General features: G+C 61.8%; 12 protein-coding genes. 5 read left to right on the forward strand and 7 right to left on the reverse strand.

What is annotated here, in order from left to right; genetic code table 11:
• Positions 1–61 precede the first annotated feature (61 nt).
• Positions 62–292 carry a hypothetical protein gene (locus J3P97_RS02210; protein WP_305497293.1) on the forward strand — a complete coding sequence of 77 codons (231 nt, stop codon included), beginning with the start codon at positions 62–64 and terminating at the stop codon, positions 290–292.
• Positions 289–591 carry a cell division protein ZapA gene (locus J3P97_RS02215; RefSeq protein WP_305497292.1) on the forward strand — a complete coding sequence of 101 codons (303 nt, stop codon included), beginning with the start codon at positions 289–291 and terminating at the stop codon, positions 589–591. Before J3P97_RS02210 ends, J3P97_RS02215 begins: the two co-directional genes overlap by 4 nt.
• Before the next feature lie 216 nt (positions 592–807).
• Here the strand turns inward: J3P97_RS02215 and J3P97_RS02220 are convergent, their stop codons facing one another.
• Together J3P97_RS02220 and putA are read right to left on the reverse strand one after the other, a co-directional pair.
• Positions 808–2610, reverse strand: coding sequence for an acyl-CoA dehydrogenase (locus J3P97_RS02220; protein ID WP_434673380.1), 1803 nt, complete (start codon positions 2608–2610; stop codon positions 808–810).
• Between the two features lie 255 nt (positions 2611–2865).
• Positions 2866–6819, reverse strand: coding sequence for a trifunctional transcriptional regulator/proline dehydrogenase/L-glutamate gamma-semialdehyde dehydrogenase (gene putA / locus J3P97_RS02225; protein ID WP_434673381.1), 3954 nt, complete (start codon positions 6817–6819; stop codon positions 2866–2868).
• A gap of 462 nt (positions 6820–7281) precedes the next feature.
• Here putA and putP point away from each other — a divergent pair, with 462 nt between their 5' ends.
• The 3 genes from putP (at position 7282) to J3P97_RS02240 (ending at position 12055) form a co-directional block, all read left to right on the forward strand.
• The gene (putP, locus tag J3P97_RS02230; protein WP_434673382.1) at positions 7282–8766 is read left to right on the forward strand and encodes a sodium/proline symporter PutP; all 1485 of its coding nucleotides are present in this window, start codon (positions 7282–7284) and stop codon (positions 8764–8766) included.
• Positions 8767–9054: 288 nt separating this feature from the next.
• Entirely contained in the window at positions 9055–11079 is a 2025-nt protein-coding gene (locus J3P97_RS02235) for a type VI secretion system tip protein VgrG (protein WP_434673383.1), read from the forward strand.
• Between the two features lie 136 nt (positions 11080–11215).
• The gene (locus tag J3P97_RS02240; RefSeq protein WP_434673384.1) at positions 11216–12055 is read left to right on the forward strand and encodes a 23S rRNA (adenine(2030)-N(6))-methyltransferase RlmJ; all 840 of its coding nucleotides are present in this window, start codon (positions 11216–11218) and stop codon (positions 12053–12055) included.
• 245 nt (positions 12056–12300) lie between these two features.
• Here J3P97_RS02240 and msrA read toward each other — a convergent pair whose 3' ends face one another.
• The 5 genes from msrA to aceE form a co-directional block, all read right to left on the reverse strand.
• Positions 12301–12948: a peptide-methionine (S)-S-oxide reductase MsrA gene (gene msrA, locus J3P97_RS02245; protein WP_434674498.1), complete on the reverse strand. Its 648-nt coding sequence runs from the start codon at positions 12946–12948 to the stop codon at positions 12301–12303.
• A gap of 84 nt (positions 12949–13032) precedes the next feature.
• Positions 13033–15726, reverse strand: coding sequence for a putative bifunctional diguanylate cyclase/phosphodiesterase (locus J3P97_RS02250; RefSeq protein WP_434570075.1), 2694 nt, complete (start codon positions 15724–15726; stop codon positions 13033–13035).
• A gap of 194 nt (positions 15727–15920) precedes the next feature.
• The gene (locus J3P97_RS02255) at positions 15921–17312 is read right to left on the reverse strand and encodes an alkaline phosphatase D family protein (protein ID WP_434673385.1); all 1392 of its coding nucleotides are present in this window, start codon (positions 17310–17312) and stop codon (positions 15921–15923) included.
• A 417-nt stretch (positions 17313–17729) separates the two neighbouring features.
• Entirely contained in the window at positions 17730–19376 is a 1647-nt protein-coding gene (gene aceF, locus J3P97_RS02260; protein ID WP_434673386.1) for a dihydrolipoyllysine-residue acetyltransferase, read from the reverse strand.
• An 11-nt stretch (positions 19377–19387) separates the two neighbouring features.
• Complete coding sequence (gene aceE / locus J3P97_RS02265) at positions 19388–22033, reverse strand: pyruvate dehydrogenase (acetyl-transferring), homodimeric type (RefSeq protein WP_434570069.1); 2646 nt, start codon at positions 22031–22033, stop codon at positions 19388–19390.
• Positions 22034–22045: the final 12 nt, after the last annotated feature.

Genomic DNA, 22045 nt, shown 5'->3' on the forward strand with positions numbered 1-22045 from the left:
GTGGCGCCGACGGTGACTTTTCTTTATCGTACGCGCCCCCTTGAAAAGCCTGGAATTCAATATGTTGGAAACATCCCTCAGCCAGCTGGAGCAACTGGTCAACGACCTGGTGCAACAGAACCGCCACCTGACCGGCCTGAATGAAAGCCTGAGCGCCGAACTGGCCAAGGCCAAGGATGAAAACGAAAGCCTGCAGCTGAACCTGATGGAACAGGAAGAATTGCACGGCACCACCGCCGCACGGATCCAGGCCCTGATCGAGCGCGCCAGCACCGCAACGGTCGGCGCATGAAGCAGGGTGCGGATGGGGTGACGGTCGTCTCGATTCTTGGAGAGGAATACTCGATCAAGGCGCCGGCCGGGCAGGAACAGGCGCTGCTGGACGCCGCCTCGATGCTCAAGGCGGCCCTGGCCGATACCAAGCGTAAATTCCCGACGTTGATCGGCGACCGCCTGCTGGTGCTGGCGGCCATGAATCTGTGTTCGCAACAGATCGAAATGCAAAAGCAGCACCGCGCGGAGCTCGACCGCTACGAGGAGCAGGTCAGCGCCACGGTCGAGGTTATTGCCAAGACGATCCAGCAGGCTTGAACCTTTAGCGAATGTTGGCTGTGGTGCCTGTGTGGGAGCGAGCCTGCTCGCGAAAGCGTCGGATCAGGCAATTCAGCTTTAACTGACAGACCGCTTTCGCGAGCAGGCTCGCTCCCACAGTAGATCTATGGTGAACGCAGATGTTGCGTTCACTTGAGCCCCCTGTGGGAGCGAGCCTGCTCGCGAATGGATTTCAGCCGCGCAGCAAGCTCCGGCTCAAAACCATTCATCCCGCATCCCCAGGCACGTATCATCCCGCGCTTCAAGCAACGCCAGTTCATGCTGGCAACCCGGTACTTCCCAGGTCAGGAAATAGCGCGCCGCTTGCAGCTTGCCCCTGTAGAAGTCCACATCCGCCGCATTGCCCCTGGCCAGCCCTTCCTCGGCGCGAATCGCCTGTTCCAGCCAGCGCCAGCCAATCACCATATGGCCAAACACCTTCAGGTACAGCGCCGAATTGGCGAGGCTGCTGTTGACCTTGCCCTGGGCCAGGTCCGTCAGCAGCCCGAGGGTGACCGATTGCAGGCGCGCCACCAGGGCTTCCAGCGGCTGGCGCAGGGGCGTCAACGAATCGTACGCCTGGGCGCGCTCGCTGGTATCGGCCACCAGACGGATCAGTTGCTTGAGACCGGCCCCGCCGTTCTGTGCCAGTTTGCGTCCGAGCAGATCCAGCGACTGGATGCCATGGGTGCCCTCATGGATCGGGTTCAGGCGGTTGTCGCGGTAATACTGCTCCACCGGATATTCACGGGTGTAACCATGGCCGCCGAGAATCTGGATCGCCAGTTCGTTGGCTTTCAGGCAGAACTCCGAGGGCCAGGATTTGACGATGGGGGTCAGCAGGTCCAGCAACTCGTGGGCGCGGCGGCGCTCGGCTTCGCTCTCAAGCGTAGTGGTGTCGTCGAACAGCCGCGCCGCGTACAGGCCCAGGTCGAACGAACCTTCCACGTAGGCTTTCTGGGTCAGCAACATGCGGCGTACATCGGCGTGCTGGATGATCGGTACGGGCGCGGTGCCTGGATCCTTGCTGTCGGGCACTCGTCCCTGCGGGCGCTCGCGGGCGTATTCAAGGGAATACAGGTAACCGGCGTAGCCCAGCATGACGGCGCCCATGCCGACGCCGATCCGCGCCTCGTTCATCATCTGGAACATGTAACTCAGACCGTGGTGCGGTTTGCCGACGAGGTAACCGACACACTCACCGTTATCACCGAAGTTCAGCGCCGTAGACGTAGTGCCGCGCCAGCCCATCTTGTGAAACAGCCCGGCCAGCAGCACGTCGTTGCGCTTGCCCAGGCTGCCGTCTTCGTTCACCAGGAACTTGGGCACGATAAACAGCGAAATGCCCTTCACGCCCGGCGGCGCGTCCGGCAGTTTGGCCAGGACCATATGCACGATGTTTTCCGACAGCGGATGGTCGCCACCGGAAATGAAGATCTTGTTGCCCTTGAGTCGATAAGTGCCGTCGGACGCCGGTTCCGCGCGCGTACGAATATCCGACAGCGATGAGCCAGCATGGGGCTCGGTCAGGGCCATGGTGCCGAAGAAGCGACCATCGATCATCGGTTGCAGGAAGCGCTGCTTCTGCTCGTCGCTGCCGAAGCTTTCGATCAGGTTCGCCGCGCCCATGGTCAGGAACGGGTAAGAAGTCGAAGCAGCATTGGCCGACTGGAAATGCGCGAAGCACGCCTGGGACAGCAGCGTCGGCAGTTGCATGCCGCCGGCGTCGAAGCTGCGGGCGGCGTTGAGAAAGCCCGCCTCCAGGAACGCATCCACTGCAGGTTTCACCTCGGGAATCAGGATCGCCTCGCCGTTCTCGTAGCGCGGTTCGTTTTCATCATTCTTGCGGTTGTGCGGCGCGAAATATTTTTCGGCAATGCTGCGGGCCGTACCGATGGCCGCGTCGAAGGTTTCGCGATTGTGCTCGGCAAACCGTTCGCGCTGGGTCAGGCCTTCGGCATCAAGGACTTCATACAGCTCGAAAGCCAGATTGCGGGAACTGAGCAGCGTCTCGGACATGGCGGCCTACCTTTTCTTGGAATGGGCCGAGTCTAGGTGTGAGGCGGGAGGGTGAACAGCAAGATTGATTTGGGTGATGGAGCGGCAGAACGCAGGGGGTGATCTGACGCGGATAAAATGTGGGAGCGAGCTTGCTCGCGATAGCTATCTCACATACAACAAAGATGTTGGCTGTTAGGCCGCTATCGCGAGCAAGCTCGCTCCCACGGTTCGGTGGGCTGAGCATCTATTGCCGATGCTCAGCGAACGTCGCGCTTAACCGATCGTCATCAGACTGGCGTTACCACCCGCCGCGGCGGTGTTGACGCTCAGCGCGCGTTCGATCACCAGGCGTTCCAGGGCGATATTGGTTTCGCCCTGGGACAAGCCATGCACCCCGACGATCGCCCCGGCGCGCTTGGCCACTTGCTGGCACACGCTGCGCAACTGGTCCGAGTCGCCGTGGTGCAGGACTGCGTCGAACAACACGTCGTCCTTGGTCCAATCGGCAACCCGCTGGATGCGCGCCTGAATGTCCTTCGGCAAGCGTGCGAACAACGCCTTGCTGGTGTCGGTTTCCGGCCACACGGCCGAGCCGCCTACGGCGAATACGGCCGCCAGTTGCGTCAGCAGGTCGCCTTCCACGTCCGCCAAGCACAACACGTGCTCGCGGGGCAGGATGGCGTAGCTGTTGCGTTCGCCGGTCGGGCCGGTCAGCTGGCGGGTGATGCCGCTTTGCGACTGGGCGGCGAACTGCACGCACAGGGCGCTCAGTTCGGCGAGCTTGTGGCTGTCGGCCCAGGCTTGCAGGGCGGTCAGCGGTTTGCTCATGGCGTCGCGCAAGCGCAGGTCCGGTGCCGACAGGGCATCGCCACGTACGAAGGACTGCTGGATCGCATCGGTAGGACGAGTCGACAACAAGCGGTACAGGTACAGCGGGCCGCCGGCCTTCGGACCGGTGCCCGACAGGCCTTCGCCGCCGAATGGCTGCACGCCGACCACGGCACCGACGATGTTGCGGTTTACATAGACGTTACCGGCATGGACGTTGTCGATCACCTTGGCGATGGTTTCATCGATGCGCGTGTGCACGCCCAGGGTCAGGCCGTAGCCGGAGGCGTTGATCTGACCGATCAACTGGTCCAGCTCCTTGCGCTTGTAGCGCACCACGTGCAGCACCGGGCCGAAGATCTCGCGTTGCAGCTCGTCGAAGCTTTCCAGCTCGATCAGGGTCGGCATCACGAAGGTGCCGCGCTTGCACTCGTCGCTGTCGGCGATTGCCATCTGATACACGGTGCGACCTTTGTCGCGCATGGCCTGGATGTGTTTCTCGATGCCGGCCTTGGCTTCGGCGTCGATCACCGGGCCGATGTCCACCGACAGGCGCTCGGGATTGCCGAGGCGCGATTCGGCCATGGCGCCCTTGAGCATTTCGATGACGCGGTCGGCGGAATCTTCCTGCAGGCACAGAACACGCAGGGCCGAGCAACGCTGGCCAGCGCTGTCGAAAGCCGAGGACACCACGTCGATGACCACTTGTTCAGTCAGGGCCGAGGAGTCGACGATCATCGCGTTCTGGCCGCCGGTTTCGGCGATCAGCGGGATCGGCCGGCCCTGGTTGTCCAGGCGTCCGGCGATATTGCGTTGCAACAGGCGCGCGACTTCGGTTGAACCGGTGAACATCACGCCTTTGACCCGATCGTCACCCACCAGGCGTGCACCAACGGTTTCGCCACGGCCCGGCAGCAATTGCAGGACGCCTTCCGGAATGCCGGCTTCAAGCATCAGGCGCACTGCCTGGGCAGCCACCAGAGGCGTCTGCTCGGCGGGCTTGGCCAGTACCGGGTTGCCGGCGGCCAGTGCGGCGGCGACCTGGCCGCTGAAAATCGCCAGCGGGAAGTTCCACGGGCTGATGCAGACCACCGGGCCCAATGGACGGTGGGCATCGTTGGTGAAATCGTTGCGCGCCTGCACCGCGTAGTAGCGCAGGAAGTCCACGGCCTCGCGTACCTCGGCGATGGCGTTGGCGAAGGTCTTGCCGGCTTCGCGGGCCAGCAGGCCCATCAGCGGCTGGATCTCGCCTTCCATCAGGTCGGCGGCGCGCTCCAGGATCGCGGCGCGTTCGGCCGGTGGCGTGGCTTGCCAGATCGGCGCGGCGTTGAGGGCGCACTGGATGGCGTTGTCGACATCGGCGACGGTAGCCTCCTGCACGTGGCCCACCACGTCACGGTGATCGGCCGGGTTCAGCACCGGTGCCGGGGCTTCTTCACTGGCGGCGCAGCCGAGCATCGGCGCAGCTTTCCAGTCGTTGTGGGCGGTGGCCAGCAAAGCGCAGGACAACGAGGCCAGGCGATGTTCGTTGGCCAGGTCGATGCCACTGGAGTTGGCGCGTTCGCTGCCATACAAATCGCGTGGCAACGGAATGCGCGGGTGCGGCAGGCCGAAACCGCCTTCCAGCGTCGCCATCTGCTCGATGCTCGCCACTGGATCGGCGACCAGTTCCTGGATGGAAATCGACTGGTCGGCGATGCGGTTGACGAACGAAGTGTTCGCGCCGTTTTCCAGCAAGCGACGCACCAGGTAGGCCAGCAGCGTTTCGTGGGTGCCGACCGGCGCGTACACGCGGCACGGACGGTTCAGCTTGCCTTCGGAAACCTTGCCTACAACCTGTTCGTACAGCGGTTCGCCCATGCCGTGCAGGCACTGAAATTCATACTGGCCCGGGTAATAGTTCTGACCGGCGATGTGGTAAATCGCCGACAAAGTGTGGGCGTTGTGCGTGGCGAATTGCGGATAGATGACTTCCGGCACCGACAGCAGCTTGCGGGCGCAGGCGATGTAGGAAACGTCGGTGTACACCTTGCGGGTGTACACCGGATAGCCTTCCAGGCCTTCGACCTGGGCGCGCTTGATCTCGCTGTCCCAGTAGGCGCCTTTCACCAGGCGGATCATCAGGCGGTGACGGCTGCGACGAGCCAGGTCGATCACATAGTCGATGACGTACGGGCAACGCTTCTGGTAGGCCTGGATCACGAAGCCGATGCCGTTCCAGCCGGTCAGCTGCGGCTCGAAGCACAGGCGCTCGAGCAGGTCCAGGGACAGTTCGAGGCGGTCGGCCTCTTCGGCGTCGATGTTCAGGCCGATGTCGTATTGCTTGGCGAGCAGGGTCAGCGACAGCAGGCGCGGGTACAGCTCGTCCATGACGCGCTCGTACTGGGCGCGGCTGTAACGCGGATGCAGGGCCGAAAGCTTGATGGAAATGCCCGGGCCTTCGTAAATCCCACGACCGTGAGAGGCTTTGCCGATCGAATGGATGGCTTGTTCGTACGAGGCCAGGTACTTCTGGGCGTCATGTTCGGTGAGCGCGGCTTCACCGAGCATGTCGTAGGAATAACGGAAACCCTTGGCTTCGAACTTGCTGGCGTTGGCCAGGGCTTCGGCGATGGTTTCGCCGGTGACGAACTGCTCGCCCATCAGGCGCATGGCCATGTCGACGCCCTTGCGGATCATCGGCTCGCCGCTCTTGCCAATGATGCGGCTCAGCGACGAAGTCAGGCCGGCTTCATTATGAGTGGCGACCAACTTGCCGGTCAGCAGCAGGCCCCAGGTGGCGGCGTTGACGAACAGCGACGGACTGTTGCCCAGGTGCGGCTGCCAGTTGCCGGTGCTGATCTTGTCGCGAATCAGTGCGTCGCGGGTGCCTTTGTCCGGGATGCGCAGCAGCGCCTCCGCCAGGCACATCAGCGCTACGCCTTCCTGGGACGACAGGGAAAATTCCTGCAGCAAGCCCTGAACGATACCGGCACGACCGCCGGCACTCTTCTGGTTACGCAGTTTTTCAGCAATGGAAGCCGCCAGCTTGTTGGTGGCTTCGGCCATCTCAGCCGGCAGGCGGGCCTGCTCGATCAGCATCGGTACCACTTCCGGCTCAGGGCGACGGTAGGCGGCGGTGATGGAGGCGCGCAGGACCGATTGCGGCAGAATGCTTTCGGCGAACTCCAGGAAGCACTGATGAGCGTGATCGGGCTGGACTTCACCGGCATCATCGCTGTCGGCGCGGGTCGAACCGTTCAGCTCGGTCAGGGTTGCACCACCCTCGAGTTTTTCCAGGTAATTGAAAATTGCCTGCTTGATCAGCCAGTGCGGCGTGCGATCAATCGAGGTTGCGGCCGCCTTCAGGCGTTCGCGGGTCGGGTCGTCGAGTTTGACCCCAAGGGTGGTGGTAGCCATATTTTTATCCTCATGTTTACCACGTATGGCGTGGCATCAGCTGGCGGCAAGATTAGCTGCGAGCCGATAGAGGTGCAACCGGGTGCAACCTATTTTTTGTCGAAATATTGAGCAGCTCATCAGGTTGCATTGGACCCTAAACAGGTCCCGCACTTTATTGGTGCGCGGGAAAGTCGAAAAGCAATCTAATTTGCACCAATAGCGTGCGGAAAGTCGCCTTGCGTACGAATATTCCGACTAGGTGCAACTTATTTGAACGAAACTGGTTGCACCTTATTTGATTTGTTGAATAGCATTCGCGGCCAAGGTGCAACCGGCTTTCCGCCGAGGGGCATCGGCTGGTGGCTTTCCTGGGGAAACATCAGTCATAAATTCGCGGGTCCAGAAAACGTCGGTACAACGTCTGCGTTGTCCGGGTTTTCAACTGCCACCGCACCATAAAAACAAAGCCAGGGCGTACTCATGAGTTTCAGCAATCCTACCCTGATCACTTTCGTGATCTACATCGCAGCCATGGTCCTGATCGGCCTGATGGCTTATCGCTCCACCAACAACCTTTCCGACTACATCCTGGGCGGTCGCAGCCTGGGCAGTGTCGTGACAGCGCTCTCTGCCGGTGCCTCCGACATGAGCGGCTGGCTATTGATGGGTTTGCCCGGCGCCATCTATATGTCCGGCCTGTCGGAAAGCTGGATCGCCATCGGCCTGATCATCGGTGCCTACCTGAACTGGCTGTTCGTCGCTGGTCGCCTGCGGGTCCAGACCGAGCACAACGGTGATGCGCTGACGCTGCCGGATTATTTCTCCAGCCGTTTCGAGGATACCAGCGGCTTGCTGCGGATCATCTCCGCGGTGGTGATCCTGGTGTTCTTCACCATCTATTGCGCTTCCGGCATCGTGGCCGGTGCCCGTCTGTTCGAAAGCACCTTCGGCATGTCCTACGAGACTGCCTTGTGGGCCGGCGCCGCCGCGACCATTGCCTACACCTTCATTGGTGGTTTCCTGGCCGTGAGCTGGACCGACACCGTACAAGCGACCCTGATGATCTTCGCGTTGATCCTCACGCCGATCATCGTGCTGCTGGCCACCGGCGGCGTCGATACCACTTTCCTGGCTATCGAAGCGAAAGACCCTACGTCGTTCGACATGCTGAAAAACACCACCTTCATCGGCATCATCTCGTTGATGGGCTGGGGCCTGGGCTACTTCGGCCAGCCGCATATCCTGGCGCGCTTCATGGCGGCGGATTCGGTCAAGTCGATTGCCAAGGCGCGTCGTATTTCCATGGCCTGGATGATCCTGTGCCTGGGCGGCACCGTTGCCGTCGGTTTCTTCGGTATCGCCTACTTCTCGGCGCACCCTGAAGTGGCCGGTCCGGTAACCGAAAACCCTGAGCGTGTGTTCATCGAACTGGCGAAACTGCTGTTCAATCCATGGGTTGCCGGTGTCCTGCTGTCGGCCATCCTGGCGGCGGTCATGAGCACCTTGAGCTGCCAACTGCTGGTGTGCTCCAGTTCCCTGACCGAAGACTTCTACAAGACGTTCCTGCGCAAGAGCGCTTCCCAGCTGGAACTGGTCTGGGTAGGTCGTTTCATGGTGCTGTTGGTAGCGGTCATCGCCATCGCCCTGGCCGCCAACCCGGAAAACCGTGTACTGGGCCTGGTGAGCTACGCCTGGGCCGGTTTCGGTGCGGCATTCGGTCCTGTGGTACTGATTTCGGTGATCTGGAAAGACATGACCCGTAACGCCGCGTTGGCCGGGATCCTGGTGGGTGCGATCACCGTAATCGTCTGGAAGCATTTCGAGCTGTTGGGCCTGTACGAAATCATCCCTGGCTTCATCTTTGCCAGCCTGGCGATCTACGTGGTCAGCAAGATGGGTTCGCCAACCGCCGGCATGCTGCAGCGCTTCGAAGCGGCCGAGAAGGATTTCCGCTTGAATCAATAAGCCACTCGGCGAGGCCCCATGGCTCGTCTGAAGGTTTGAAAAACGGCTCGTATCTCATGGAGGCGGGCCGTTTTTTTTGGCGGCGCCCCGGCCCGATTGTTGGAGGGACTCCGCCGTTACCTCACTTTGCCTGCCAGGCTCTGCCAAACCGCGATGTCAGGCGATACGTTTGTTTTGTGCAACTTTTGCCCCGTCGTCTGTAAGGCAAATCTGTTTTTTCCGCTGATCGGTCCAATCCGCCATGGCTCATGCAGAATCGTTTGCCTCCCTTTCGCAGAGGCACATCGGATGTTCGCGCCTGCCAACTCGCCACGTTTTACGCTGACATTCGACAGCGGCCCGAATGAATTGCAGGTCCTTGAGTTCAAGGGCACGGAAGCCGTCAGCCAGCCCTATCGCTTTGATCTGGAGCTCGTCAGCGAGCGGCCCGACCTGGTGCTTGAAGATCTGTTGCATCGTCAGGCTTATCTGTGCTTCGGTCACCAAGGTGGCGGGATACACGGCCAGGTCTATAGCATCGCCCAAGGCGATTCGGGCGAGCGGCTGAGCCGTTATCAGGTCAGCCTTGTGCCTCGCCTGGCTTACTTGCGCCATCGCATCAACCAGCGGATTTTCCAGCACTTGAGCGTGCCGGAAATCATCGCCCGCGTATTGAAGGACCACGGTATCCTCGCCGATGCCTGCCAGTTCAGTCTTGGCGGGCAATATCCCGAGCGTGAATATTGCGTGCAGTACCACGAAAGCGATCTGGTTTTTATCGAGCGGATTTGCGCCGAAGTCGGCATCCACTATCACTTCCGACACAGCCCTGACGGCCACCTGCTGATATTTGGCGACGACCAGACGGTGTTCCTGCGCCTGCCCGAGTCCACTTTGTATCTGCCCGGCAGCGGCATGGCTGCCGCCGAGCCGGCTATCAAGCGCCTGGCCGTGCGGTTGCAGACCCACACCAACGCCGTGATGTTGCGCGACTACGATTTTCGCAAGCCGGGCCTCTCGTTGCAGGCGGACATCGACAATCAGCAACTTCCCGTTCTGGAGAGTTATCTCTACCCCGGCCAGTTCACCGACCGCGACGATGGCCAGCATCTGGCCCAGCATGCTCTCGAACGGCAGGCGGGCGATGGGTGCCTGGCGGAGGGTGGCAGCGATGACAGCGCCTTTGCCAGCGGACATTTCATGTGTATCAAGGAGCATCCCCGGGCGCAATGGAACGACCTCTGGTTGCTGACGCAGGTTGACCACCATGGCCGCCAGCCGCAGGTGCTGGAAGAAAACGCTTCTGTCGGCGCGGATGAGTTCCAAGGCTACTGCAATAGCTTCCTCGCGACGCCGTGGGGAGTGTTCTTTCGACCGCCGTTGCAGCACAGGAAGCCGTCCGTCAACGGCTACCAGCCCGCGGTGGTGACCGGCCCGGCGGACAGCGAGATCCATTGCGACGCGTTCGGGCGGGTCAAGGTGCAACTGGTCTGGGATCGCGACGGTAAGCGTGACGAGCATTCCAGTTGCTGGCTGAGGGTGGCGAGCGGCTGGGCACACGATCACTACGGCGGCGTGATGATTCCCCGAGTCGGCATGGAAGTGCTGGTGGGGTTCATGGAGGGCGACGTGGACAAGCCGCTGGTGGTGGGCTGTCTGCCGAACGGCGCCAACCCGGTACCGCTGGACCTGCCGGCGGACAAGACCCGCAGCATATTGCGCAGCCAGAGCAGTCCCGGTGGCGGTGGCTACAACGAGTTGCGCATCGAGGACCGCAAGGGTGCCGAGGAAATCTACCTGAGGGCCCAGCGCAACTGGACGCAGCATGTGTTGCACGACCAGCGCGTGCAGGTCGATCACGAGCGCAGCATCGTGGTCTCCGGCTTGTCGCGGCATGAACTGCAGGATGACGAGCAGCGCATCACCGCAGGTCGGCGTCAGGTCGAGGTCCGCCAGGACGATCACCTGCTGGTCGCGGGCGATCGGCATATCCGTGTGGCCAACCAGGCCATCAGCGCCGTGGGAGGCTTTCATGTCAGTGCCGGCCGGCAGATCGTGCTGGAGGGTGGTGCCAGCGCGACCATCCAGGCCGGTGGGCACTGGATCAATATCGGTCCGGGCGGAATCTTCAGCAGCGTGCCGATCCAGGTCGGTGGCGCGCCGATGGCAGTCATGGGGGCCGAAGCCATTGCGCCCGGCGCGGCGGAAAAACTCGCCGCCGCGCCGGTCTCGCCCCTTACCTATGCGCAAATCGTCAGCCTGAAAAGCCCCGCGCCGTTCTGCGAGGAATGCGAGCGCTGCAAGGAGGGCGCCTGCGATCTGTTGGCGTATTGAGGCTCGTTGTAAGGGGCTGCTGCGCAGCCCAGCGGGAGCAAGCTCCCTCGCCACGGGTCTGTTCGTCCGCTCGGCTGCGAACCCCTGACGTTCGGCACGCTTCAAGGTAAACTCGTCGGCCTTCGCAGGAGCCGCCATGAATTATCGCCATGCCTTCCACGCCGGCAATCACGCCGATGTGTTCAAACACCTGACCTTGACCCGCCTCATTGCCCTGATGTCGCGCAAGGAGCAGCCCTTCGCTTACCTGGATACCCACGCGGGCATCGGGCTGTACGACTTGCAGGGCGACCAGGCCAATCGCACCGGCGAATACCTGGAAGGCATCGCGCGGTTGTGGGGCCAGGATGACCTGCCGCCGCTGACCGCCGAGTACATGAAGGTGCTGCACGAGATGAACCCGGACGGTCAGTTGCGTTATTACCCGGGCTCACCGGAACTGGCGCGGCGCCTGACCCGGGCGCAGGACCGGGTGCTGCTCAACGAGAAACATCCCGAAGACGGCGTTCTGCTCAAGGACAACATGAAGGGTGACCGTCGCGTGGCGGTACACCTGGGCGAAGGCTGGCATGTGCCGCGGGCTCTGCTGCCAGTGAGCGAGAAGCGCGGGCTGATGCTCATCGATCCGCCCTTTGAACAGCTCGACGAGATGCAGCGCTGCGCCGCTTCGCTCAAGGAAGCCATCGGCCGGATGCGCCAGACGGTTGCGGCAATCTGGTACCCGGTGAAGGACCAGCGCATATTGCGTCGCTTCTATCAGGACCTGGCCGGCACCGGCGCGCCGAAGCTGTTGCGGGTGGAATTGCTGGTGCATCCGCTGGCCACGCCGAACAGCCTGAACGGTTCCGGCCTGGCGATTGCCAACCCCCCGTGGGGACTGGAAGAAGAGTTGCGTGAGCTGCTGCCGTGGCTGTCGAAAAAGCTCGGGCAGACCCAAGGTGGGTGGCAGATGGATTGGTTGATCGCTGAGAGCTGAGGTTTGAGGGCGTCATCGCGAGCAAGCTCGCTCCCACACGGGTTCTGAGGTGTGCCCAATGTTTCTGTTCGCCCCGAACCCTGTGGGAGCGAGCTTGCTCGCGATGGCGGCGGCACATTCAGCATTACCGCTCCAGACCCACCGCTATCGCGAGCAGGCTCGCTCCCACATTGGCCCTGGTGTGCATGCAACATTTGGGTATGCCGCTGGACCTGTGGGAGCGAGCCTGCTCGCGAAGCTTATAGTCAGATCGGGCAGGTCACGCCCGTACCGCCAATCCCGCAATAGCCTTCAGGGTTCTTCGCCAGGTATTGCTGGTGATACGCCTCGGCAAAGTAGAAGGTCGGCGCTTCGTCGATTTCGGTGGTGATTTCTCCCAGCCCGGCCTTGGTCAGTTCAGCCTGGAATAGTTCCTTGCTCTTTTTCGCCGCTTCCAGCTGCTCGGGCGTGGTGCAGTAGACCACCGAGCGGTACTGGGTGCCGATGTCGTTGCCCTGGCGCATGCCCTGGGTCGGGTTGTGCAGTTCCCAGAACATCGCCAGCAGTTCGTTGTAGCTGACTTTCGCCGGCTCGTAGACCACCAGCACCACTTCGCTGTGGCCGGTCAGGCCCGAGCAGACTTCTTCGTAAGTCGGGTTTGGCGTAAAGCCGCCCGCGTAACCCACCGCCGTGCTGACCACGCCTTCACGTTGCCAGAACTTGCGCTCCGCACCCCAGAAGCAACCCAGGCCGAAGATCGCGAAGTCCACGTCCATGGCAAACGGGCCCAGCAGCGGCGCGTCATGGACGAAGTGTTTTTCCGGCACGGTCATCGGGGTTTCACGGCCAGGCAGAGCTTGTTCTTGAGTAGGAAGCACGTTTTTGTTCACCAGGATTTCCGAGCGCAAGATCATCATCAGTCCTCTCAGTCAGATTGAATTGAGCGAAATAGACCGTCAGTGTGCCTCAGAAAAGCCGCTGCTCGCTATAAGCGGCTGTCAGACAAGAGGGCCGCGCGGGTAGCGCTTGAGCTTCTCGACAAGCTCTGCACCGGGAATCGGCCGGTCGAACAGGTAGCCCTGGCCGACGTCGCAGCGGTGGCGACGCAGGAACGCCAGCTGCTGGGCGGTCTCGATGCCTTCGGCGACGACCTTGAGTTTCAGGTTGTGGGCCATGGCGATCACGGCGGAGGTGATTTCCATGTCGTCCTGGTTGTCCGGGATCTCATGGATGAAGCTGCGATCGATCTTGATGATGTCGATCGGGAATTTCTTCAGATAGCTCAGGGATGAATAACCGGTACCGAAATCGTCCATGGCCAGGGTCAGGCCCAGGCGCTTGAGCTGGTCGAGTTGCAGGTGCGTGTCTTCGGTGGCTTCGAGCAGCAAGCCTTCGGTCAGCTCCAGTTCCAGCAAGCGGGCCGGCAGTTGCTCTTCCTTGAGGATGCTGGCGATCGAGGCCACCAGGTCCGGGTCGGAGAACTGCTTGGGCGACAAGTTGATCGCCACCTGCAGGTTGCCCAGGCCGGCTGCGGTCAATTGCTTGCTCATGCGGCAAGCCTGGCGGGCGATCCATTTGCCGATGGGGATGATCAGGCCGGTTTCCTCGGCCACGCTGATGAACTGGTCCGGACGGATCATGCCTTTTTCCGGGTGGTTCCAGCGCAGCAGCGCCTCCATGCCCAGCAGGCGACCGCTGCGCAGGCACAGCTTGGGCTGGTAGAAAACGTCCAGTTCATTCTGGGTCAGGGCGCGGCGCAGGTTGTTTTCCACGAACAGCTTGTAGCTGGCCTCGGCGTTCAGCGCCTCGGTGAACACCTGGACCTGATGCTTGCCGTTGGCCTTGGCCTTGTGCAGGGCGAGGCCGGCGTTGCGCATCAGCGTCTGCGGGTCACGCCCATGCAACGGTGCGCAGGCCAGTCCGACCGAACCGGTCACGCTGATCAACTGGTTGTCGACGAACATCGGCTTGTCGAGCGTCATCAGCAATTGGCTGGCGATCTGCTGGCCGGCTTCCAGGCCGGTGTCATCCAGCAGCACGGCGAACTCGTTACTGGCGAACCGCGCCAGGCTGCCGCTTGGGCTCAGGCTGTTGCGCAGGCGTCGGGCCAGGCTGATCAGCAGCTTGTCGCCGGTCTGGTGGCCGAGGCTGTCGTTGATGCGCTTGAAGTTGTCGATGTCCACCAGCAACAGGCTGATAGGCGAGTCGCTGTCCCGGGCGAAGCGTTCATCGAGATTGCGAATGAACGCCGGGCGGTTGCCCAGGTTGGTCAGGTTGTCGGTGTAGGCCAGGCGTTCGATGCGCTGCTGGGCGAGTTTGGTCTGGGTGATGTCTTCGTAGATGCCGATGTAGTGGGTCAGTTCGCGGTTGTCGCCATAGACCTTGGAAATCGACAGCTGGCCCCAGTAGGGCTCGAGATTTTTGCGCCGGCTCTTGAATTCGCCCTGCCAGCTGTTGCTCTGGGCCAGGGCCGACGGCGCGTCGAAGAGCAGTTCGCTGAGATTCTCCAGGGCCGGCAGCTCGGACAGGCGCTGACCATGGACTTCTTCAGTGGTGTACTGAGTGATGGCGGTGAAGCTCGGGTTGACGTATTCCACCACGCCGTCGCAGTTGACCAGCAGGAACGCGTTTGCGCTCTGTTCCACCGCACGCTGGAACAAGTGCAGGGCACTGGTGGCGGTGCGCCGGTTGTGGTTGTTGATGACCTGGGCGAACTGGTCCGCCAGTTCGCCGGCAAAGGCGATTTCATCCGATTGCCAGGCGCGGGTGGCGCCCACTTGCTCCAGGCACAGGACACCTACCACCTGGCCGTCGATACGGATACTGGCGTCGAGAATCGCGTTGACGTCGCGGATGCGCAGGTTCTCGGCCATCTCGCGGGTGCGCGGGTCGCGCATCGCGTTGTGAGCGTCAATGGCGCGGCAGGTCTGCAGCGCTTCCATGTAGGTTGGAAACTCGCTGGCGTTGATTACTTCCGGCAGGAAATAGTCCTGGGAGGCGCGGTTATAGGCCGAGATCGGCAGCAGCTTGCCGTCCTCCAGATTCCAGATGCTGGCGCTGTCGATCTGGTAGATATCGCAGGCGCTGCGGGTAATCAGCTCGGCGGCTTCCTGCAAGGAATTGTTGGCGCTATAGCGCTGGCGGGTCAGCAGCAGGATCAGGTCTTGTTGGGCGCGCACCCGGTCCAGGTGCTGGAGCTGCTCCTGCTGGGCGCGCTGGTTCAGTTCCAGGGCGATCTGCAGGCGCGAGTTCTGGGTTTCCAGATCGAGCGCCGGCACGGAGGGCTCGGTTGGCACCAGGCTGTCCACCACTAACAGATAGCCGCGCAGCAAATGGCGGTTGTGCTGTTTGTAGGTTTCACCCGTTTCCAGGAGGTTCAACGGGCCCCTGGCGGTGTGCAGCGTGTAGCGGATCTGGTAATGAGGGGCCTGGGTCAACTGCTGCTGGATCGCGTCGTGCAGCTGGTAGCGTGCTTCCGGCTCCATGAGGCTGGCATAGGGCGAACTCACCAGCGAGCACAGCTCGACGGCCGGCAGGCCAAAGTAACGTTCGCAGTTGGGATCGAGAAACAGTAGCGCCCAGCTTGCTTCATTCAGCCGTTCGAAACGCAGCATACCGAGCCGCGAGGGCACCGGTAACTGCGTCACTACCTCGGCCGCCATACGGCTGGCGGCATCGGGTTGGCTTTTCATGAGGGAAACTCGCTTCGAAGATGCTGATCGCGCCGGGCTGACGCCCTCGTTATTACGGATTGCCGCAAGGTTGCATCATTGCGGCACTAGCTGACAAGAGACATGAAGGCCAAGTGCTATAAACCTTTTATCGGCCGATCAGCGGATTTCTCCAGTGGCCGGCCGATCAGAGGCATTCGTTGTGCCACCGCAGGTCAGCGCAACGGTATATCGACGACCTCCAAGGGGCCGCCGTCACGGTCATGAAAGGTCACCTGAATGCTCTGGGTCGTTACTCGCAGCTGAGCGAAATTGTCCTGGCTGATGACCTTGCTGGTCAGTTCATATCGATACTCGCCGCCCGCTGCCTTGGCCATGGGCTCGCCGATGATAAAACTCGAGGCTGTGGCGTAGGGCAGCAGCAGGCTGTTGCACAGCGGCGAGGAAACGATGGTGTGGACTGCGAAATCAGGATCCTGGTTATGAACCAGGCGGCTGGTCAGGGAGCCGTGCACGTCGCCGGACACAAAAATCACGTTTTTGATCCGGTGCGTGCGGATGGCTTCGATCAGGCGCAGGCGTTGGTTCGGGAAAGCTTGCCAGGCGTCTCCGTCGTCCAGTTTGCGATCGGGATAGAACATGACGCTGGTTACGACAAGCTTGACCCGGGCAGTGCTACCGATGAGCCATTCGAGCAACGCCTGCTCCTGTTCCTGATCAAGGATGCGCCGGTCAGCCGCCGACAGGTTGCGTCGGGTCCGGCTGTCGGTGACGAACCATTGGATATCGCCGTGAGCGAACAGGTACCAGAATCGTCGCGGCGGTCGGCCTGGGCTTGCGTCGTCCAGGTCTTCGCCAGCCGGGCCATGGCTGGCCTGATACAGCGCATAGGCATCCAGGGCGTTGGCGTATAGACGCTCATCGTCCGGTTCTTTATTGGCGGGCCAGTTGTCCTCTATTTCATGGTCATCGAGGATCATGTAGGTCGGTACGCTGGACATCAAGCGCCTGATGTGCGGCTGGGAGAAGGCCGTGCGGTACTTGAACAGAATGTCCCGGGCGCTGCGGTCCGGGGCGACCTTGTTCAGGTCATCGAGGTAGACCTGGTCACCCGCCATCAACACGGCACTGATCGGCGGATCAGCCCGCTTCACGAGGTGGCTGATGCTCGCGAAGATGCGGTCACCGAGCCCGGGCAGCAACGGCACGTCGCCGGCAATCTGCAGATAACGACAGGAGCCCACGATATAGCTGCGCGCAGCGTTATCCGTGCCGGACGGCGTGCGCAAGTGGTAAACCTCCCCGGGCCATGGCAATGGCAGTTGCTGTACGGTCGTCGTGGTATGGGTCGGGCGCAGGGGGCTGAACCAGCCCGCCTGGTATTCGTAGGCGGTATCGGCGCGAAGACCTTTGAGAACGATGACAGCGGTCATGTCGCGGTAAGCCTTCAATTGCACGAACTGGCCTTGCGACCAGCGGGTGTCACCTTGGCGCCTGTGGCGAATCCCGGCGAAGACCCTGTTGTTGGCGTGGTCGCCGCGCAGGAATATCCGCGCATGGTGGGTCGTGGTGTGGCCGACGATAGGGCCGACGGTAGGTTTGAACATATTCGAATCCATTCGAAGTTTTGATGAGGCACGCATCAAGATGCCTTGGCGGTTCGATGCTAAGGCTTGGCGTGTCGTAAATATCCATAAGGAAGGGGGCGCACGTTGTAGGCAATGACTACAGGGGGTGTAGTTATTTGAATCTTGCGCAGTAGGGAATTACCGCGTCGCCTGACCTGCCGCTATCGCGAGCAGGCTCGCTCCCACGGGGTCTTCATCAGTTTCAAATGCTGGGCAGCGCCGCAAATCCATTGTGGGAGCGAGCTTGCTCGCGATGAGGTCGGCACATCCTGCACCGATGTACCTGACTTGAATTGCAGACAAAAAAAGCCCCGCCAGACGGGCGGGGTTGAGGTACGAGCGTGGCGCTCGGAAAACGAATCCCGAATGGCCCTCCGTGAGGAGGGCCATTCAGTGTTACAGCAAGATGGTGCGGATGTCGCCCAGCAGGTCGCTCAAGCGCTTGGTGAAGCGTGCAGCGGCCGCACCATTGATCACACGGTGATCGTAGGACAGCGACAGCGGCAGCATCAGCTTGGGCTGGAAGGCTTTACCGTCCCAGACTGGCTGGATGGTGGCCTTGGAGACACCCAGGATCGCCACTTCCGGCGCATTGACGATCGGCGTGAAGCCGGTGCCGCCAATGTGACCGAGGCTGGAGATGGTGAAGCAGGCGCCCTGCATGTCGTCGGCGGTGAGCTTCTTGTTCCGGGCTTTTTCGGCCAGGGCAGCGGCTTCGCCAGCCAGTTGCAGCAGGCTCTTCTGGTCGACGTTACGGATGACCGGTACCAGCAGGCCTTCCGGGGTGTCGACGGCAAAGCCGATGTGCACGTACTTCTTGCGGATCACAGCCTTGCCGCTTGGGGCCAGGGAGCTGTTGAAGTCCGGCAGTTCCTTAAGCAGGTGCGCGCAAGCCTTGAGCAGCAGCGGCAACACGGTCAGCTTCACACCGGCCTTTTCGGCCACGGCTTTCTGTGCGACGCGGAAGGCTTCCAGTTCGGTGATGTCAGCCTGGTCGAACTGAGTCACGTGTGGGATGTTCAGCCAGCTGCGATGCAGGCTCGACGCGCCGATCTGCATCAGGCGGGTCATCGCGACTTCTTCGGTTTCACCGAAGCGGCTGAAGTCCACCGCCGGAATCGGCGGGATACCCGCGCCGCCAGTGGCGCCTTCGGCCGGTGCGTTCTTGGCCTTCTGCATCATGGCCTTGACGTAGGCCTGCACGTCTTCCTTCAGCACGCGGCCGTGAGGACCGCTTGGACCAACGGCCGACAGCTCGACGCCGAACTCACGGGCCAGCTGACGCACGGCTGGGCCGGCGTGCACCTTGGCACCGCTTGGCGCAGGCGCAGCGGCGACAGGGGCAGGAGCCGCTTCGGCCTTGGCGGCAGGCGCGGCGGCTGGCGCCGGAGCCGGGGCCGACTCAGCCTTGGCAGCAGGCGCAGCTGCCGGGGCTGGCGCGGCAGGTGCCGAGGCACCGGCTACTTTCAGCTTCAGGATCAAATCACCGGTGCCGACTTCGTCGTCCAGCTTGACCTCGACGCTTTCCACCACGCCGGCAGCCGGCGAAGGGATCTCCATGCTGGCCTTGTCGGATTCCAGGGTGATCAGCGACTGGTCGGCTTCGACGGTGTCGCCGGCCTTGACCAGCACTTCGATGATCTTGGCCTTGCCCGAGGAACCGATGTCCGGGACATGAATGTCCTGGACGCTGGCAGCGGCAGGCGCCGCAGCGGGCGCGGGAGCCGCTTCGACAGCCGGCGCGGCGGCAGGCTTTTCAGCCGCTGCCGGCGCAGCAGCGGGCGCTGGCGCTTCAGGTGCCGCAGCGGCGCCTTCGACTTCCAGCTCCAGCAGCTCGTCGCCCTCTTTCAGGCGATCACCCAGTTTCACTTTCAGGCTCTTGATGATACCGGCCTTCGGCGCGGGCACTTCCATGCTGGCCTTGTCCGATTCAAGCGTCAGGATGCTCTGGTCGGCTTCGATACGGTCGCCGACCTTCACAAACAGTTCAATTACTTCACCTTCACCGCTGCCGATGTCAGGTACGCGAATGAGTTCGCTCACGAAAATTCTCCTCAGCAGTCCAGTGGGTTGCGTTTTTCCGGATCGATGCCGAACTTGACGATGGCCTCGGCCACCACCTTGGGTTCGATATCGCCGCGGTCAGCCAGTGCTTCCAGGGCTGCCAACACAACGAACTTACGGTCGACTTCGAAGAAGTGACGCAGCTTCTTGCGGCTGTCGCTACGGCCGAAACCGTCGGTGCCCAGCACCTTGAACTCCTTGGAAGGAACCCACTGGCGGATCTGCTCGGCGAACAGCTTCATGTAGTCGGTAGAGGCGATGACCGGCCCTTTGCGACCGTTCAGGCATTCTTCGACGTAGCTCAGTTTCGGTTTCTGGCCAGGGTGCAGGCGGTTGCTGCGCTCTACAGCGAGGCCGTCGCGACGCAATTCGTTGAAGCTGGTGACGCTCCAGACGTCGGCGCCGACGTTGAATTCTTCGCGCAGGATCTTCGCCGCTTCACGCACTTCGCGCAGGATGGTGCCGGAGCCCATCAGCTGGACGTGGTGCGCCGCTTCGCGGGTGTCTTCCTCGAGCAGGTACATACCCTTGACGATACCTGCCTCGACACCGGCCGGCATGGCTGGCTGCTGGTAGGACTCGTTCATCACGGTGATGTAGTAGAAGACGTCCTGTTGCTCTTCGGTCATCTTCTTCATGCCGTCCTGGATGATCACCGCCAGCTCGTAGCCGTAGGTCGGATCATAGGTGCGGCAGTTCGGGATGGTCCCGGCCAGCATGTGGCTGTGGCCGTCTTCGTGTTGCAGGCCTTCGCCGTTCAGCGTGGTCCGGCCGGCGGTACCGCCGATCAGGAAGCCACGGGTGCGGCTGTCGCCGGCGGCCCAGGCCAGGTCGCCGATACGCTGGAAGCCGAACATCGAATAGAAGATGTAGAACGGCAGCATCGGCTGGTTGTGGCTGGAGTACGAAGTACCGGCGGCAATGAACGAGCTCATGGCGCCCGCTTCGTTGATGCCTTCTTCGAGGATCTGGCCCTTCTTGTCTTCGCGGTAGAACATCACCTGGTCTTTATCGACTGGCTCGTAGAGCTGGCCGACGGACGAGTAGATGCCCAACTGGCGGAACATGCCTTCCATACCGAAGGTACGGGCTTCGTCCGGGATGATCGGAACGATGCGCTGGCCGATCTCCTTGTCCTTGACCAGCTGCGCGAGGATCCGCACGAAGGCCATGGTGGTGGAGATTTCACGGTCGCCCGAGCCGTCCAGGATCGCCTTGAGGGTTTCCAGTGGTGGGGTCGGGATACTGAAGCTCTTGGCACGGCGCTGCGGCACGAAACCACCCAGGGCGGCGCGGCGCTCGGCCAGGTAACGGGCCTCGGCGCTGCCTTCTTCGGGCTTGAAGAACGGCAGGTTTTCCAGCTCGCTGTCCTTGACCGGAATGTCGAAGCGATCGCGGAACAGCTTCAGGCTGTCGACATCGACCTTCTTGGTGTTGTGCGCGGTGTTCTTCGCTTCGCCTGCACCGGTGCCATAACCCTTGATGGTCTTGGCCAGGATAACGGTTGGCTGTTCTTTGTGGTTGACCGCCTGGTGGTAGGCCGCATAGACCTTGTACGGGTCGTGGCCGCCACGGTTGAGCTTCCAGATCTCGTCGTCGGACAGGTCGGCGACCATCGCCTTGAGTTCAGGCGAGTTGAAGAAGTGCTCGCGGACGAACGCGCCGTCCTTGGCCTTGTAGTTCTGGTACTCGCCGTCGATGACTTCGTCCATGCGGCGCTGCAGGATGCCGTCGACGTCCTTGGCCAGCAGTGGGTCCCAGAAACGGCCCCAGATGACTTTGTTGACGTTCCACTGGGCGCCACGGAACACGCCTTCGAGTTCCTGGATGATCTTGGCGTTGCCGCGAACCGGGCCGTCGAGGCGCTGCAGGTTGCAGTTGATGACGAAGATCAGGTTGTCCAGCTTCTCGCGGCCGGCCAGGGAGATTGCGCCCAGGGATTCCGGCTCGTCGCACTCGCCGTCACCCATGAAGCACCAGACTTTCTGCTTGCCTGGCTGGATGAAGCCACGAGCTTCCAGGTACTTCATGAAGCGTGCCTGGTAGATCGCCTGGATCGGGCCCAGGCCCATGGATACGGTCGGGAACTGCCAGAAGTCCGGCATCAGCCAAGGGTGCGGGTACGAGGACAGGCCGTTGCCGTCCACTTCCTGGCGGAAATTGTTCATCTGGTCTTCGGTGATGCGGCCTTCCATGAACGCACGGGCGTAGACGCCGGGCGATGCGTGACCCTGGAAGTAGATCAGGTCGCCGCCGTGTTCGTCGGTCGGGGCCTGGAAGAAGTAGTTGAAGCCGATGTCATACAGTGTCGCGCTGGAGGCGAAGCTGGAGATGTGACCGCCCAGGTCAGAATCTTTCAGGTTGGTCCGCACGACCATGGCCAACGCGTTCCAACGCACCAGCGAGCGAATGCGGCGTTCCATGAACAGGTCGCCAGGCATGCGTGCTTCGTGGGTAACGGGGATCGTGTTGCGGTACGGCGTGGTGATGGCGTAGGGCAGTTGCGAACCGCTGCGGGTTGCGAGTTCGCCCATACGGGTCATCAGGTAATGAGCACGGTCTTCGCCTTCTTTGTCGAGAACCGATTCCAGGGCGTCCAGCCATTCCTGGGTTTCGACGGGATCGAGGTCTTGCATGGCTTGCTCCAG

The organism is Pseudomonas sp. R1-15 (assembly GCF_051132085.1).
Lineage (GTDB): Bacteria > Pseudomonadota > Gammaproteobacteria > Pseudomonadales > Pseudomonadaceae > Aquipseudomonas.

Bases quoted from the DNA above. Each gene is read 5' to 3' on its own strand.
- J3P97_RS02210 (WP_305497293.1), top strand. From the start codon at position 62: ATGTTGGAAACATCCCTCAGCCAGCTGGAGCAACTGGTCAACGACCTG.
- J3P97_RS02215 (WP_305497292.1), top strand. From the start codon at position 289: ATGAAGCAGGGTGCGGATGGGGTGACGGTCGTCTCGATTCTTGGAGAG.
- J3P97_RS02220 (WP_434673380.1), bottom strand. From the start codon at position 2,610: ATGTCCGAGACGCTGCTCAGTTCCCGCAATCTGGCTTTCGAGCTGTAT.
- putA (WP_434673381.1), bottom strand. From the start codon at position 6,819: ATGGCTACCACCACCCTTGGGGTCAAACTCGACGACCCGACCCGCGAA.
- putP (WP_434673382.1), top strand. From the start codon at position 7,282: ATGAGTTTCAGCAATCCTACCCTGATCACTTTCGTGATCTACATCGCA.
- J3P97_RS02235 (WP_434673383.1), top strand. From the start codon at position 9,055: ATGTTCGCGCCTGCCAACTCGCCACGTTTTACGCTGACATTCGACAGC.
- J3P97_RS02240 (WP_434673384.1), top strand. From the start codon at position 11,216: ATGAATTATCGCCATGCCTTCCACGCCGGCAATCACGCCGATGTGTTC.
- msrA (WP_434674498.1), bottom strand. From the start codon at position 12,948: ATGATCTTGCGCTCGGAAATCCTGGTGAACAAAAACGTGCTTCCTACT.
- J3P97_RS02250 (WP_434570075.1), bottom strand. From the start codon at position 15,726: ATGAAAAGCCAACCCGATGCCGCCAGCCGTATGGCGGCCGAGGTAGTG.
- J3P97_RS02255 (WP_434673385.1), bottom strand. From the start codon at position 17,312: ATGTTCAAACCTACCGTCGGCCCTATCGTCGGCCACACCACGACCCAC.
- aceE (WP_434570069.1), bottom strand. From the start codon at position 22,033: ATGCAAGACCTCGATCCCGTCGAAACCCAGGAATGGCTGGACGCCCTG.